This window comes from Stenotrophomonas sp. GD04145 (assembly GCF_029835135.1).
GTDB lineage: Bacteria > Pseudomonadota > Gammaproteobacteria > Xanthomonadales > Xanthomonadaceae > Stenotrophomonas > Stenotrophomonas maltophilia_P.
Map to the genome: position 1 here is coordinate 78,541 of NZ_JAODZG010000010.1, position 14,869 is coordinate 93,409.

14 protein-coding genes are annotated in these 14,869 nt (G+C 68.6%); 13 read left to right on the forward strand and 1 reads right to left on the reverse strand.

Annotated elements, in window-relative coordinates:
• The first annotated feature begins 75 nt into the window (after positions 1–75).
• From thrA to thrC, 3 genes are read left to right on the forward strand one after another with little or no spacing between them, the layout of a single operon-like run.
• Positions 76–2,580: a bifunctional aspartate kinase/homoserine dehydrogenase I gene (gene thrA / locus N7367_RS07990; protein WP_279942137.1), complete on the forward strand. Its 2,505-nt coding sequence runs from the start codon at positions 76–78 to the stop codon at positions 2,578–2,580.
• The gene (locus N7367_RS07995) at positions 2,577–3,491 is read left to right on the forward strand and encodes a homoserine kinase (protein ID WP_279942139.1); all 915 of its coding nucleotides are present in this window, start codon (positions 2,577–2,579) and stop codon (positions 3,489–3,491) included. Before thrA ends, N7367_RS07995 begins: the two co-directional genes overlap by 4 nt.
• 29 nt (positions 3,492–3,520) lie before the next feature.
• Positions 3,521–4,807, forward strand: coding sequence for a threonine synthase (thrC, locus tag N7367_RS08000; RefSeq protein ID WP_279942140.1), 1,287 nt, complete (start codon positions 3,521–3,523; stop codon positions 4,805–4,807).
• A gap of 91 nt (positions 4,808–4,898) precedes the next feature.
• Here thrC and N7367_RS08005 read toward each other — a convergent pair whose 3' ends face one another.
• On the reverse strand, positions 4,899–5,651 hold the full coding sequence (locus N7367_RS08005) for a helix-turn-helix domain-containing protein (protein WP_279942141.1): 753 nt from the start codon (positions 5,649–5,651) through the stop codon (positions 4,899–4,901).
• A gap of 138 nt (positions 5,652–5,789) precedes the next feature.
• Here N7367_RS08005 and hisS point away from each other — a divergent pair, with 138 nt between their 5' ends.
• The 10 genes from hisS (at position 5,790) to hisIE (ending at position 14,792) form a co-directional block, all read left to right on the forward strand.
• Positions 5,790–7,187, forward strand: coding sequence for a histidine--tRNA ligase (gene hisS, locus N7367_RS08010; RefSeq protein ID WP_279942142.1), 1,398 nt, complete (start codon positions 5,790–5,792; stop codon positions 7,185–7,187).
• 170 nt (positions 7,188–7,357) lie between these two features.
• Positions 7,358–7,684 carry a YerC/YecD family TrpR-related protein gene (locus tag N7367_RS08015; RefSeq protein WP_241685960.1) on the forward strand — a complete coding sequence of 109 codons (327 nt, stop codon included), beginning with the start codon at positions 7,358–7,360 and terminating at the stop codon, positions 7,682–7,684.
• A 33-nt stretch (positions 7,685–7,717) separates the two neighbouring features.
• The gene (gene hisG / locus N7367_RS08020; RefSeq protein ID WP_053516728.1) at positions 7,718–8,629 is read left to right on the forward strand and encodes an ATP phosphoribosyltransferase; all 912 of its coding nucleotides are present in this window, start codon (positions 7,718–7,720) and stop codon (positions 8,627–8,629) included.
• Entirely contained in the window at positions 8,626–9,921 is a 1,296-nt protein-coding gene (gene hisD, locus N7367_RS08025) for a histidinol dehydrogenase (RefSeq protein WP_193396316.1), read from the forward strand. Before hisG ends, hisD begins: the two co-directional genes overlap by 4 nt.
• Positions 9,918–11,012, forward strand: coding sequence for a histidinol-phosphate transaminase (hisC, locus tag N7367_RS08030; protein ID WP_279942143.1), 1,095 nt, complete (start codon positions 9,918–9,920; stop codon positions 11,010–11,012). The genes hisD and hisC overlap by 4 nt, the downstream gene beginning before the upstream one ends.
• Complete coding sequence (gene hisB / locus N7367_RS08035) at positions 11,009–12,082, forward strand: bifunctional histidinol-phosphatase/imidazoleglycerol-phosphate dehydratase HisB (RefSeq protein ID WP_279942144.1); 1,074 nt, start codon at positions 11,009–11,011, stop codon at positions 12,080–12,082. The genes hisC and hisB overlap by 4 nt, the downstream gene beginning before the upstream one ends.
• Positions 12,079–12,681 (forward strand): imidazole glycerol phosphate synthase subunit HisH, encoded by a 603-nt coding sequence (gene hisH, locus N7367_RS08040; RefSeq protein ID WP_053516724.1) that lies wholly within the window; start codon positions 12,079–12,081, stop codon positions 12,679–12,681. The genes hisB and hisH overlap by 4 nt, the downstream gene beginning before the upstream one ends.
• Positions 12,678–13,412 carry a 1-(5-phosphoribosyl)-5-[(5-phosphoribosylamino)methylideneamino]imidazole-4-carboxamide isomerase gene (gene hisA / locus N7367_RS08045; RefSeq protein ID WP_279942145.1) on the forward strand — a complete coding sequence of 245 codons (735 nt, stop codon included), beginning with the start codon at positions 12,678–12,680 and terminating at the stop codon, positions 13,410–13,412. Before hisH ends, hisA begins: the two co-directional genes overlap by 4 nt.
• The gene (gene hisF / locus N7367_RS08050) at positions 13,406–14,182 is read left to right on the forward strand and encodes an imidazole glycerol phosphate synthase subunit HisF (RefSeq protein WP_053516721.1); all 777 of its coding nucleotides are present in this window, start codon (positions 13,406–13,408) and stop codon (positions 14,180–14,182) included. The genes hisA and hisF overlap by 7 nt, the downstream gene beginning before the upstream one ends.
• The gene (hisIE, locus tag N7367_RS08055) at positions 14,172–14,792 is read left to right on the forward strand and encodes a bifunctional phosphoribosyl-AMP cyclohydrolase/phosphoribosyl-ATP diphosphatase HisIE (RefSeq protein WP_279942147.1); all 621 of its coding nucleotides are present in this window, start codon (positions 14,172–14,174) and stop codon (positions 14,790–14,792) included. Before hisF ends, hisIE begins: the two co-directional genes overlap by 11 nt.
• Positions 14,793–14,869 lie beyond the last annotated feature (77 nt).

Sequence of the window (14,869 nt, forward strand, 5' to 3'; positions counted from 1 at the left end):
ACCACGGCCCCGCACCATCCAGGTGGCGGGGAAACTCGACACCTGCATGCGACGGGGCCTCCTGCCGAGGTCTGCATGTCTTCCCACGTTCTCCCCCCTCCTGTTGCCCCGGCCGAGCTGGCCGCGCCGTCCACGGTCGTGCACAAGTTCGGCGGCACTTCGGTGGCCGACGCCGAGCGCTACCGCCATGTCGGCAGCCTGCTGCGGGCCCGCCCCGAATCGCAGCAGGTCACCGTTGTCTCGGCCATGAAGGGCGTCACCGATGCGTTGATTGAACTGGCCCAGCTGGCGGCGCGGGGAGACGAGGGGTGGCGCGAGGCCTGGCATGCGTTGCGTGCCCGCCATCGTGGGGCCGCGGTGGCCCTGCTCGGCGAACAGGTGGGCGACACCGTGGAGTGGATCGATGCGCGTTTCGAGCAGCTGTCCGAAGTACTGGCCGCGCTGACCGTGATCGGCGAGCTGCCGCGTGAAGTGCTCGACCGCGTGCAGGGCCTGGGCGAGGTGTTCTCCGCGCAGCTGCTCGGTACGTACCTGCGCGCATGCGGCGAGGACTGCGCCGTCCTTGATGCACGCGACGTGCTCGTGGTCGGCCACGGCGAGCTGGGCGTGGATGTGGACTGGGAAGCCAGCGCCGACCGTCTGGCGAAATGGCGCCTGCAGCATCCGCAGACGCGCGTGGTCGCCACCGGGTTCGTCGCCCGGGACCGCAACGACCGCATCACCACGCTTGGCCGCAACGGCAGTGACTACTCCGGCGCGATCTTCGCCGCGCTGTTCAATGCCGACGAGCTGCACATCTGGACCGATGTCGATGGTGTGCTGTCGGCCGACCCGCGACTTGTGCCGGAGGCGGTGCAGCTCGAGTCGCTGAGCTACGACGAAGCCTGTGAGCTGGCGTACTTCGGCGCGAAAGTGGTGCACCCGCAGACGATGTCGCCCGCGATCCGGCTGGGGCTGCCGATCTTCATCCGCAACACCTTCCAGCCGGCCCATCCGGGTACGCGCATCAGCGCCGAGCGCTCGCCCCGCGGACCGGTGAAGGGGCTCACGCTGAGTCCCGACCTGGCCCTGCTGAATCTCGAGGGGACCGGCCTGATCGGCGTGCCTGGCACCGCCGAGCGCGTATTCGCAGCGTTGCGCCAGGCGCAGGTGTCGGTGGTGATGATCTCGCAGGGTTCTTCGGAGCACTCGATCTGCTGCGTGGTGCGGGCTGCCGAAGCGGGCCGTGGCCGCGGAGCGTTGCTGCAGGCCTTTGCCCACGAACTGTCGGTCGGCCAGGTGCAGCGCGTGCAGGTCCACGAAGGGGTCAGCGTGCTGGCGGCGGTGGGCGATGGCATGGCGGGCCAGCCCGGTGTGGCTGCGCGCCTGTTCGAGGCGCTCGGCCGGGCGCAGGTCAATATCCTGGCGATCGCCCAGGGTTCCTCCGAGCGCAACATCTCGGTGGCCGTGGATAGCGCTGACGCGACGCGCGCGCTGCGCGCCGCCCACGCCGGATTCTGGTTGTCGCCGCAGACGTTCGCGGTGGGCGTGATCGGGCCAGGCAACGTCGGTGCCGCGCTGCTGGATCAGTTGCTGGCGGCGCGCCCGCAGCTGCTGGCCAAGGCCAATGTCGATCTGCGCCTGCGTGCACTGGCATCGCGTTCGCGGATGCGGCTGGAGGCCGATGGTCTGCATGCCGACTGGCGGCAGGCGCTGCAGGCGGGCGGTGAGGCCAGCGATCTCGACCGCTTCACCGAGCATCTGCTGGCCGCGCACCTGCCGCATGCGGTGGTGATCGACTGCAGTGGCAGCAGCGAGGTCGCCGAGCGCTATGCCGATTGGCTGGCCGCGGGCATCCATGTGGTCACCCCGAACAAACAGGCAGGCGCCGGCCCGCTGTCGCGCTACCAGCGGATCCGTGCGGCGGCGGCTGCCAGCGGCGCGCGCTTCCGCTATGAGGCGACCGTGGGCGCCGGCCTGCCGGTGATCACCACGCTGCGCGATCTGGTCGATACCGGCGACGAGGTGCTGGCCATCGAAGGCATTTTCTCGGGCACGCTGGCCTGGCTGTTCAACCGCTTCGACGGCAGCCAGCCGTTCTCCTCGCTGGTGGCGCAGGCGCGTTCGATGGGCTACACCGAGCCGGATCCCCGCGATGACCTGTCGGGCGTGGATGTCGCGCGCAAGCTGGTGATCCTGGCGCGCGAGGCCGGCCACGCACTCAGTCTTGAACAGGTGCAGGTGGAAAGCCTGGTGCCGGCGCTGCTTCGCGAAGGCAGCGTCGAGGACTTCATGGCCCGCCTGGGCGAGTCTGATGCATCACTGCAGCAACGCCTGCAGGACGCGCGCGAGCGCGGCGCAGTGCTGCGCTATGTGGCCAGGCTTGACGCGGACGGCGCGTCGGTGGGTCTGCACGAGCTGCCGGCGGCACACGCGTTCGCCAACCTGCGCCTGACCGACAACGTGGTGCAGTTCCGCACCCGCCGCTACTGTGACAATCCGCTGGTGGTGCAGGGGCCCGGCGCGGGACCGGAGGTCACGGCTGCAGGCGTGTTTGCCGACCTGCTGCGGGTGGCGGCCGGTGAAGGGGCGCGCCTGTGATCGCACGTGCATTCGCACCGGCATCAGTGGCCAATGTGGCAGTGGGGTTCGACATTCTGGGCCATGCCATCGCCGGTATCGGCGACACGGTCAGCGTGCGCCGCATCGATGAGCCTGTGGTGCGTATCGCGGCGATCCGTGGCAGTGCGGTCGAGCTTCCACTGGAGGCAGCGGGCAACACGGCTGGCGCGGCACTGCTGTCACTGCGCGAGGGCCTGGGCCTGGGCTACGGGTTCGAGCTGGAGATCGACAAGGGCATTCCGTTCGGCTCCGGCATGGGTGGCTCAGCAGCATCCTGCGTCGCGGCACTGGTTGCAGCCAACGCGCTGCTGGATGCGCCGCTGCCACGCGCCGCGCTGTATCCGCACGCGCTCGACGGCGAAGCGGTGGCCAGCGGCGGTCGTCATGGGGACAATGTCGGTCCCTTGCTGGCGGGCGGGCTGGCGCTGTGCACCGCCGACAGGGTGGTGTCCGTGCCGGTGCCTGCGTGCTGGCACAGCCTGCTGGTGCATCCGCATGCCGTGCTGGAAACGCGCAGGGCACGGCAGGCGCTGCAGGGCAGTTATGAGCTGCGCGAGTTTGTCGCCCAGAGCGCGAATCTGGCCCTGGTCCTCAGCGGCTGCCATCGCGGCGATGCCACGCTGGTGCGCGCAGGCTTGCGCGATGTGCTGATCGAGCCACGACGTGCCGGCCTGATCGCGGGATTCGAGGCAGCGCGTGACGCCGCGCTGTCGGCGGGCGCGATGGGCGCGGGTATATCCGGTGCCGGTCCCAGTGTGTTTGCCTGGTTCGAGGACGCGATGCAGGCGCAGGCTGCCGCAGGGCAGGTTCGGGCGGCATTTGCGGCTGCCGGCTTCGACAGTGACGCCTGGGTCTCGCCGTTGGACGCGGCGGGAGCACGACTGTGCTGACTTCTTTCCTCTCATTGGATACCGATCCCATGCAATTCGTTTCCACCCGCGGCCAGTCGCCGGCCGTCGGCCTGAGTGCCGCCATCGCCGCCGGCCTCGCCCCCGATGGGGGGCTATATGTGCCCAACGCCTTGCCTGCGCCGCATCATGTGCAGCAGGGCGAGACCCTCGCCGAAACCGCCGCCGATCTGCTGGCACCCTTCTTCGACGGCGACGCGCTGCAGGAGGCGCTGCCTTCGATCTGCCGTGAGGCGTTCGATTTTCCGGTGCCGTTGCGTCCGCTTGGCGGTGGCGACTACGTCCTCGAGCTGTTCCATGGTCCCACTGCGGCCTTCAAGGACATCGGTGCACGTTTCCTGGCAGGCGCGCTGTCGAGGCTGCAGGCGGGCAAGGGACGCGACCTGACGATCGTCGTTGCCACGTCCGGTGATACCGGTGCCGCCGTGGCGGCGGCCTTCCATCGCCAACCGGGCGTGCGCGTGGTGGTGCTGTATCCGGATGGCCGGGTATCGCCGCGCCAGGCGCACCAGCTCGGCTGCTTCGGCGACAACATCCAGGCGCTGCGCGTGGCGGGTTCGTTCGACGACTGCCAGGCCATGGTCAAGCAGGCGCTGGCCGATCGGGCGTTGCAGGTGGACGTGCCGCTGAGTTCGGCCAACAGCATCAGCCTGGGGCGTCTTCTGCCACAGATGAGCTACTACGCGCATGCGGCACTCGTCCATCATGGGCAGCATCGGCGCCGGCTCAATCTGGTGGTGCCGACCGGCAACCTGGGCAACGCGATGGCTGCGGTGCTGGCACGCACGCTGGGGGTTCCCATCGGACAGATCGTGCTGGCCACCAATGCCAATGATGTGCTGCCGAAGTACTTCGAGGGCGGCGCGTATCAGCCACAGGCCAGTGTCGCCACGGTTGCCAATGCGATGGATGTGGGCGCGCCGAGCAACTTCGAGCGCCTGCGCTGGCTGTACGACGGCGACGATGCCGAACTGCGCGCAGCCTTCCGTGCTTTCGCGGTGGATGATGTGACCATCCGCGCCACCATCGCCAGTGCGCACGCCAGCGGGGGCGAGCTGTTCTGCCCGCATACCGCGACGGCAGTGAAGGTGCTGCAGGACCTCCGCGCGGGCGGGGCGAAGGGCGACTGGGCGGTGGTGGCAACCGCGCACCCGGCCAAGTTCGAGGCGGTAGTGGAGCCATTGATCGGCGAAGCAGTGCCGGTGCCTCCGGCGCTGGCGGCGCTGCTGCAGCGTCCCGCGCATGCGGAACCGCTGGCTGCCGACTATGCGGCGCTGCGCGAGGTGCTGCTGCGCTGACGGACAGGTGCCGGGCATGGCCCGGCGTCGTCTGAAGCAAGGAGCAGGGTGGGGCGCCCGGTACCACCGGGCGCAGGTCGTGGCGCGACGCTCAACCCTGGACGTCGCCCGCCAGCTGGCGCAGCCCGTCCTCGTCGAGGATCTCCACGACGTTCAGGTGCGGCAGCGCGATCAGCGCCTGCTGACGCAGCTTGGTGAAAGTGCGGCTGACCGTCTCCATGGTCAGGCCGAGGTGGTCGGCGATGTCGCCGCGCCCCATCGGCAGCGAGACGCGCAGGCCGTCGCCGCCCAGTCGCGCCTCGCGCGCGGCCAGGCGCAGCAGGAAGTCAGCCAGCTTTTCCGCAGGCTGCAGCCGCGCCAGGGCGAGGGCCGCATCCTGCGCAGCGTCCAGCTCCTGGCAGGCGCGTTGCAGCAGCTTGCGCTCCAGGTGCGGATAACGCCCGCGCAGCGCCTTCATCTGCGGCAGCGCGACGCGGCAGACCCGGCTGTCAGCGATCGCCTCGATGTCGTAGCGGTGATGGTCGCTGCCGCTCAGGCCCAGGTAGTCGCCCGGCAGCACGAAGCCATTGATCTGGCGGCGGCCGTCGGCCAGCGTCCGCACCAGGCGCAGTGCGCCGGCGGTCAATGTATAGACATGCTGGCGCTCTTCGCCGGTGCGGGCGAGGGTGCTGCCCATCGTCACCGCCTGCGAGACGGTCACCTGTTCAAGTGCCTGCACTTCATCAGGAGACAGCGCCGAACACACCGCCAGGTGGCGGACCGAGCAGTGCAGGCAGTCCAGCGTGGAGCAGAACTGCCCGGCGGTGTCGTTGTTGGCGGACGGGGCGCCGGAAGGCCGGGACATGGTGCGTGGGCGTATCGCGGGCGGGGAGGGCCTTATGATACTTCAAGCGGCTGTTCGACCCTGCGTCAGGCGGCCGCGCGCTCCAGGGCGCTAGAATGTCGCCCCCTCCCACGTCCCGTTCCAGCAGGAGTTGCTCCCGTGATCAAGCCCCGTACCCCGCCCGGCACCCTTGAGCTGCTGCCGCGCGAGCAGATTGCGTTCCAGCGCATGCTGGACGTCATCCGCCGCAACTACGAGCGCTTCGGGTTCCTGCCGGTGGAGACGCCGGTGTTCGAGCTGTCCGATGTGCTGCTGACCAAGTCCGGTGGCGAGACCGAGCGCCAGGTGTACTTCGTGCAGTCCACCGGTGCGCTGGCCAATGCCGCCGAGTCGGGTGACCGCTCGCTTCCGGAAATGGCCCTGCGCTTCGACCTGACCGTGCCGCTGGCGCGCTATGTGGCTGAGCATGAGCACGAACTGACATTCCCGTTCCGGCGCTATCAGATGCAGCGGGTGTACCGTGGTGAGCGTGCCCAGCGCGGCCGTTTCCGCGAGTTCTACCAGTGCGACATCGACGTGATCGGCAAGGACAGCCTGAGCGTGCGGTACGACGCCGAAGTGCTGGCGGTGATCCACGCGGTGTTCTCGGAGCTGCGCATCGGAGACTTCAGCATCCAGTTGAACAACCGCAAGCTGATGCGTGGCTTCTTCGAAAGCCTGGGCGTGGCCGAGGGCGAGCGCCAGCTGGCGGTGCTGCGTGAAGTGGACAAGCTGGACAAGCGGGGCGCCGACTACGTGCGCGAGACGCTGGTGGGCGACGGGTTCGGCATTCCGGCCGGACAGGTCGAGAAGATCCTGGCATTCGTGGCCGTGCGTTCGCAGGGGCATGCCGATGCGCTGGCCCAGCTTTCGGCGCTGGAGGACGCTGCGGGGTCCTCGGAAACGCTGCGTGCCGGCGTGGCAGAGCTGCGCGAAGTGCTGCAGCTGGTGCAGGCGCTGGGTGTGCCGGAGAGTGCCTACTGCCTCAACTTCTCCATCGCCCGTGGCCTGGATTACTACACCGGCACCGTCTATGAGACCACGCTGACCGACCACCCGCAGATCGGTTCGATCTGCTCCGGCGGCCGCTATGAAGACCTGGCCAGCCACTACAGCAAGTCGAAGCTGCCCGGCGTCGGCATTTCGATCGGCCTGTCGCGCCTGTTCTGGCAGCTGCGTGAGGCGGGCCTGATCGACGGGATCGAGGCCAGCAGCGTGCAGGCGCTGGTGGCGCTGATGGACGAGCAGGGCATGGCGCAGTCACTGGATATCGCCCGCCGCCTGCGGGCCGGTGGCATCAACACCGAAGTGCAGATGGAGCCGAAGAAGATCGGCAAGCAGTTCCAGTACGCGGCCAAGGCGGGCATCCGCTTCGTGGCGCTCGTCGGCGAGGACGAACTGGCGCGCGGGGTGGTGGCGGTGAAGGATCTGCTCCGCGAGCAGCAGTTCGAGGTATCCCGCGAGGAGCTGGCCAGCACCCTGCAGGTGGAACTGGAACAGTCGAAGGTGATGGTGTGAACTGACATTGCCGTGCCGCCGCTCTCCCGGTGGGGCGGCGCTGACCTGGATGACGCCCGCCTCTGGCGGGCGTTTTTCGTTTCCGGAACCTGAATGCTCGGGTGGAGGCGATGGGGTGGTTTGACGCACTGCGCAAGAATGCGCTAATGTACTAGCGCGCTATTACATTGATGCAAGAGAACCGCCCCGTGAAAGCCCGCCCCGACATCGCCGCCAAAGACCCCCAGGCCGATCTGGAAGCCCTGGCCCAGGCGTTCGCGGCCCTGCGTGAGCCGGAGCAGGTCATGGCTTTCCTGCGTGACCTGTGTACTCCGGCCGAGCTGGAGGCCATGGCCGACCGCTGGAAAGTGGTGCCGCTCCTGCAGCAGGGGGTGCCGTACCGCGAGATCCACGAACGCACCGGGGTCAGCGTGACCACCACCGGGCGGGTGGCGCGCTCGCTCGAGCATGGCCATCGAGGCTATGCCGCTGCCATCGACCGTCTGGCCTCGCGCTGATCCGCGCCCCGTACCGAACTTCGAGACCTTCCCATGAGTGCAACCCAGGCAGCCCCGGCACGAGACCGGCTGCGTATCGCCATCCAGAAGAGCGGGCGGCTTGCCGAGCCCGCCCGCAACCTGCTCAGTGCCTGCGGCCTGAGCTGGCGCGAAAGCCGTGACAAGCTGTTCTGCTACGGAGAATCGTTGCCGGTGGACCTGCTGCTGGTGCGCGACGACGACATTCCTGGCCTGATTGCCGACGGTGTCTGCGACCTGGGCATCGTCGGTCGTAACGAACTGGACGAGCAGGCCGCCGCGCGTCGCCAGATCGGCCTGCCGGATGCCTATCAGGCCCTGCGGGGGCTGGGTTTCGGCCAGTGCCGGCTGATGCTGGCGGTGCCGGAGGACTGGCAATGGCAGGGGCCGGCACAGCTGGCCGGCATGCGGATCGCCACCAGCTATCCCGCCATCCTCAAGGCATGGCTGGTTGAGCAGGGCGTGGACGCGCAGGTGGTGGAGCTGTCCGGTTCGGTTGAGATCGCCCCACGGCTGGGCACGGCCGACCTGATCTGCGATCTGGTGTCGAGCGGTGCCACCCTGCGTGCCAACCAGCTTGTGCCGGTGCACAACCTGCTGGACAGCGAGGCGGTGCTGGCCGGTGCGGTGCGCGTGCCCGATGACGCTCGAGCGGGCCTGCGCGCCATGCTGCTGCGCCGCCTCGATGGCGTGGTACAGAAGCAGGACCGCAAGCTGCTGATGTTCCGCGCCAGCGAAGACCGTGTTGATGCCCTGGCCCAGCTGCTGGCCGATGCCGGGCCGCTGGAGCGCCTGCCGGCTGACGGCGGCACGCTGCGGCTGCAGACCATGTGCCCCGGACCACTGAGCTGGCAGCGCATGGAAGAGCTTGAGCGTGCGGGCGCGCAGGGCCTGATGGTGTTGAGCGTGGAGCGGTCGCTGGCATGAATCGTCTGATCTGGTCGCAACTTGATGAGGCTGCGCGCAGCGCGGCACTGACCCGCCCGGTGCAGGCCGTGGCCCAGCAGACGCGCGATGCGGTCGCGACCCTGATCGCGCAGGTGCGCGCGCAGGGCGACGAGGCGCTGCGTGTGATCACCGCACGCTTTGACGGTGTGCAACTGCCGTCTTTTGAAGTGTCTGACGCCGAATTCGCGACTGCCGAAGCGGCGGTGCCAGGCGATCTGCGCCAGGCCATGGTGGAAGCGGCCGGGCGCATCGCGCGCTTCCACAGCGCAGGCATGGGCCAGGGCTATGCGGTGGAGACCGCGCCGGGCGTGGTCTGTGAACGCATGCTGCGGCCGATCGGCCGGGTCGGCCTGTATGTGCCGGCCGGCAGCGCACCGTTGCCGTCCACGGCGTTGATGCTGGGCGTGCCGGCGCAGCTGGCCGGGTGCCCGCAGGTGGTGCTGTGCACACCACCGCGCGCCGACGGCAGCGCCGATCCGGCGGTGCTGGTGGCTGCCCGGCTGACCGGCGTGCAACGCGTTTTCAAGCTGGGCGGCGCGCAGGCGATCGCTGCGATGGCCTATGGCACCGCCAGCGTTCCGGCCTGCGACAAACTGTTCGGGCCCGGCAACAGCTTCGTCACCGAAGCCAAGCAGCAGGTCGCGCAGAACGGTGCAGCGGCGATCGACATGCCTGCAGGGCCGTCGGAAGTTCTGGTGATTGCCGATGCCGGTGCCAATCCGGCGTTTGTGGCTGCCGATCTGCTGTCGCAGGCCGAACACGGCCCCGATTCGCAGGTGCTGCTGCTGACCGATGATGCCGCGATGCTGGCCGCGGTCGAGTCCGAAGTGGAACGCCAAGTCGCGCTGCTGCCGCGGCAGGATATCGCCCGCCAGGCGCTTTCGGCGTCGCGCCTGATCCTGGTCGACACGCTGGCCGATGCCTTCGCGATCAGCAACCGCTACGCCCCTGAGCACCTGATCCTGGCCCTGCGCGAACCACGCGGCTGGCTTGATCGGGTGCAGGCCGCAGGCTCGGTGTTCCTGGGTGATTACACCCCCGAGGCATTGGGCGACTACTGCAGTGGTACCAACCATGTGCTGCCCACCGCAGGCGCCGCACGTGCGTACAGTGGTGTCAGCGTGGCCAGCTTCCAGAACTTCATCAGCGTGCAGAGTGCCAGCGCCGCCGGGTTGGCGGCGATCGGTGGCTGCGCGCGCACCCTTGCCAGCGCCGAAGGGCTGGACGCGCACGAGCGCGCCGTTGCCCTGCGCATGGAGGTGGCTGCATGAATGCCGGGATCGACGAGGTACTGGCGCTGGTGCGCACCGACCTGCAGGCCTTTGCAGGTTACAGCTCGGCGCGCAGTGCGGCAGTGCAGGGCGATGTCTGGCTGAACGCCAACGAATCGGCCTGGGCCAACCCCGCGGACGCCGAGGGCCGCAGCCGGCGCTATCCAGAGCCCCAGCCACAGGCGTTGCGCGATGGACTGGCTTCGCTGTACGGCGTGCAGCCGCAACAGGTGCTGGTCGGGCGTGGCAGCGATGAAGCCATCGACCTGCTGGTGCGTGCGCTGTGCGTGCCGGGGCGCGATGGTGTGCTGGTCACGCCGCCGGTGTTCGGCATGTATGCGGTCTGTGCACGGCTGCAGGGCGCGCCTCTGATCGAGGTGCCTCTGGTCGATGCCGCCGACGGCCTGCACGCCGACCTGGATGCGGTGATCGAATCGGCCAGAGCGCGCAATGCGAAGCTGGTGTTTCTGTGTGCGCCCTCCAACCCGGCCGGCAGCGATATCGCCCTGACCGACATCGAGCGTGTGGCCGAAGCCTTGCGCGGTCGGGCGCTGGTCGTGGTCGATGAAGCCTATGTCGAGTACGCGCAGCGGCCTTCGGCGACCTCCCTGCTTGCCACGCACGCCAATGTGGCAGTGCTGCGTACGCTGTCAAAGGCCCATGCGCTGGCGGCCGCACGGATCGGAACGTTGATCGCCGCAGCGGAACTGATCGCGGTGCTGCGTCGCTGCCAGGCACCGTATCCGGTACCGACGCCGTGCGCGGAACTGGCGGTGCAGGCGCTGCAGCCGGGAGCGCTGGCACGCACACGCGAGCGCGTGGCCACCGTGATCACCGAACGCGAGCGCCTGCGTACTGCGCTGCAGGGCCTGCCTGGCGTACGCCAGGTCCATGCGTCCGCAGGCAACTACCTGCTGGTGCGCTTTGCCGATGCCCAGGGCGCGTTCGATGCGTTGCTGGCGGCCGGCGTGGTGGTGCGCGACCAGCGTGCAGCCCCGCAGCTGGACGATGCGCTGCGGATCAGCATCGGCAGCCCCGAAGAGAATGACCGCGTGCTTGCGGCCCTGTCGGCCCGGAGGGCCGTTGCATGACCCCGATCCTGTTCATCGACCGCGACGGTACCCTCATCGAGGAACCTTCCGACTTCCAGATCGACGCCTACGAGAAGCTGCGCTTCGTGCCGCAGGTGATTCCGGCACTGCTGAAGCTGCGTGATGCCGGCTACCAGTTCGTCATCGTCACCAACCAGGATGGCCTCGGCAGCGAGGGCTATCCGCGCGCCAGCTTCGACGGACCGAACGATCTGATGCTGCAGATCTTCGAAAGCCAGGGCATCGTGTTTCGTGACGTGCTGATCGACTGCAGCTGGCCGCAGGACAATGCCCCGACCCGCAAGCCCGGCATCGGCCTGATGACGGCCTACCTGCAGGACCGCAGCATCGACTGGGCACGCTCGGCGATGGTCGGCGACCGCATCACCGACCTGCAGTTCGCCGACAACCTCAACATCCGTGGCTTCCAGTTGCGCACGGAGCAGTTCGGCGGTGACTGGGACTGGCCGGGCATCGCCCACGCGCTGGCCGATGCGCCGCGCACGGCCGTGGTCCAGCGCAACACGAAGGAAACGAAGATCCGCGTCGAGCTGGATCTGGATCGCGCCGGTGACGCCAACATCCGCACCGGGTTGCCGTTCTTCGATCACATGCTGGAACAGATCGGCAAGCACGGTGGTTTTGCGCTGGACATCCGCGCCGAGGGCGACCTGCACATCGACGAGCATCACACCATCGAGGACACCGGGCTGGCGCTGGGCCAGGCGCTGCGCGAAGCCTTGGGTGACAAGCGCGGCATCGGCCGCTACGGGTTCACCCTGCCGATGGACGAGACCCTGGCCAGCGCAGCGCTGGACTTCAGTGGCCGGCCCTATTTCGTCTTCGAGGGCGAGTTCAAGCGTGAGCGCGTTGGCGACATGCCGACCGAACTGGTGCCGCATTTCTTCCGCTCGCTGTGCGATGCAGGTGGATTGAACCTCAATCTGCAGGTGCGCGGTGACAATGACCACCACAAGGTGGAGGCCTGTTTCAAGGCGCTGGCCCGCGCGCTGCGCCCGGCACTGGCGCGCCGGGGCACGGCGCTGCCCTCGACCAAGGGGGCCCTGTGAGCGAAGTCGCGCTGATCGATGCCGGTGGCGCCAATCTGGGTTCCGTACGCTATGCGCTGGAACGGCTGGGTGCCAGTGTGCGCCTGGTACGCGACGCAGAGGGGCTGGCGGGCGCACGGCGGGTGATCCTGCCCGGCGTCGGTGCGGCAGGGCCGGGCATGCAGCGCCTGCATGCGCAGGGACTGGTGGAGCCCTTGCGACGGATCGAGGTGCCGTTGATGGGCATCTGCCTGGGCATGCAGCTGCTGTTCGAGCGCTCGGAAGAAGCCGGTGTGGAAGCGCTCGGCCTGATTCCCGGGGTGGTGCGCAAGCTGGTGCCGGCGTGCGGCATCCGCGTGCCGCACATGGGATGGAACCGCCTGCTGCCACTGCGGTCCTCGCTGCTGCTGCGCGATGTGCCTGATCGCGCAAGCGCCTACTTCGTGCACAGCTATGCGGCGCCATTGAACAGCCACACGGTGGCCGCCTGCGATCACGGCGGCCTGTTCACTGCCGTGGTGGAGCAGGGGCGCTACTTCGGTGCGCAGTTCCATCCCGAACGCTCCGGCGACACCGGATCGCTGATGTTGCGCAACTTCCTCGAGGGCACCGCTGCATGAGTTTCACCGTCTACCCCGCACTGGATATCCGCGAAGGCCGTGTGGTGCGGCTGCGGCAGGGCGATTACGCGCAGGAAACGCACTACGGCGACGATCCCCTGCCGCGCGCGCAGGCATTCGCCGCGCAGGGCGCGCGTTGGATGCACCTGGTCGATCTGGACGCAGCGCGTGCCGGTGGCTACACGCTGGCCCCGCTGCTGGCAGCGGTTCGCACGCAGACGACGTTGCAGGTGCAGACCGGCGGCGGTGTGCGTGGGCGTGATGATGTGGCGCGCATTCTCGATGCGGGCGCGAGCCGGGTGGTGGTAGGGTCGCTGGCAGTGCGCAGGCCCGATGAAGTGGTCGGCTGGCTGCAGGCGTTCGGTGCCGATCACATCACCATCGCGCTGGATGCACGCCAGGACCCTCAGGGCCAGTGGCAGCTGCCGGTGCATGGCTGGACCGAGAATGCGGGCGTGACCCTGGATGACCTTGCCCTGCGGTATGCACGCGCGGGCATGCGCCACCTGTTGTGTACCGATATCGCCCGTGACGGCATGCTGGCCGGGCCGAACATCGGCCTGTACCAGCACCTGGTGGCGCTGCTGCCAGGCGTGCAGGTGCAGGCGTCCGGTGGCATCCGCGATGTGGCCGACGTGGCCGATGCGCGTGCTGCCGGCTGTGGCGGCGCCATCCTTGGCAAGGCGCTGCTGGAACAGCGCATGGACCTGGCGGAGGCGCTGGCATGCTGAGCCGCCGCATCATTCCCTGCCTGGACGTGCGCGAAGGACGGGTGGTCAAGGGGGTGCGCTTCCGCGACCACGTGGACATGGGGGATATCGCCGAGCTGGCGCAGCGTTACCGCGACCAGGGGGCCGATGAGCTGGTGTTCTACGACATCGGCGCCAGCCCCGAGGCGCGTTCGGTCGATGTGGCCTGGGTCGAGCGCATCGCACGGCTGATCGATATCCCGTTCTGCGTAGCCGGTGGCATCGACAGCGTGGAAACCGCACGGCGGGTGCTGTTTGCCGGTGCCGACAAGATCTCGATCAATTCACCGGCACTGGGCCGTCCCGCACTGATCGACGAGCTGGCTGCCGAGTTCGGCGTGCAGTGCGTGGTGGTCGGCGTCGACTCGGTGCGCGAGGCCGATGGCGAATGGCGGGTGCGCCGCTTCAGCGGCGACCCGGACAAGACCCGGGCGGTACCCATACGGACGCTGGATTGGATCGTCGAGGCACAGCGCCGCGGCGCAGGCGAGATCGTGCTGAACTGCATGGACAGCGATGGCGTGCGCCGCGGCTACGATGTGGCCCAGCTGCAGCAGGCGCGTGCGTTGTGCCAGGTGCCGCTGATCGCGTCCGGCGGTGCGGGCACGATGGAGCATTTCGCCGAGGCCTTCGACCGCGCCGACGTGGATGGTGCGCTGGCCGCCAGCGTGTTCCACAGCGGCGCCATCGCCATTGCAGACCTGAAGCGCTACCTGCGCGAACAGCAGATCGAGGTACGGGATGTCTATTGAGGTGCGACCGTCACTGCAGGCCCTGCAGGGGCTGGACTGGAGCAAGGGGGACGGCCTGCTGCCTGCGGTGGTGCAGGACGCCGACACCCTGCAGGTGCTGATGCTGGGTTACGTCAGCGCGGAGTCGCTGGCGGCGACGCTTGCCGTCGGGCACATGACCTTCTATAGCCGCAGCAGGCAGCGGCTGTGGACCAAGGGCGAGCAGTCCGGCAACGTGCTGGCGGTGCAGTCCATCAGCGTGGACTGCGATGCCGATACGCTGCTGGTGCTGGCCCGTCCGGCAGGACCGACCTGCCACACCGGTGCGGAGAGCTGTTTCGACCAGGCGCCGAAGGATTTCCTGGGCGGGCTGGGGCAACTGGTGGCCATGCGTGAAGCGCAGCGTCCGCCTGGCAGTTACACCACCCGCCTGTTCGAGGACGGCATCCGCCGCATCGCGCAGAAGGTGGGCGAGGAAGGCGTGGAGACCGCTCTGGCCGCAGTCGCACAGGATGACGCGGCGCTGCTGGGCGAGGCTTCGGACCTGCTGTATCACCTGCTGGTGCTGCTGCGCGCACGCGGCCTGTCGCTTGACGACGCCCGGCGGGTGCTGGAAACGCGCCATCGTTGATGGCTGCATGTGGCCTGCGGTCCGCACGCGCTTTCGGCGCCGGCGCCGGCCCGGTTGCATCCGGGCGGCAGATAGCC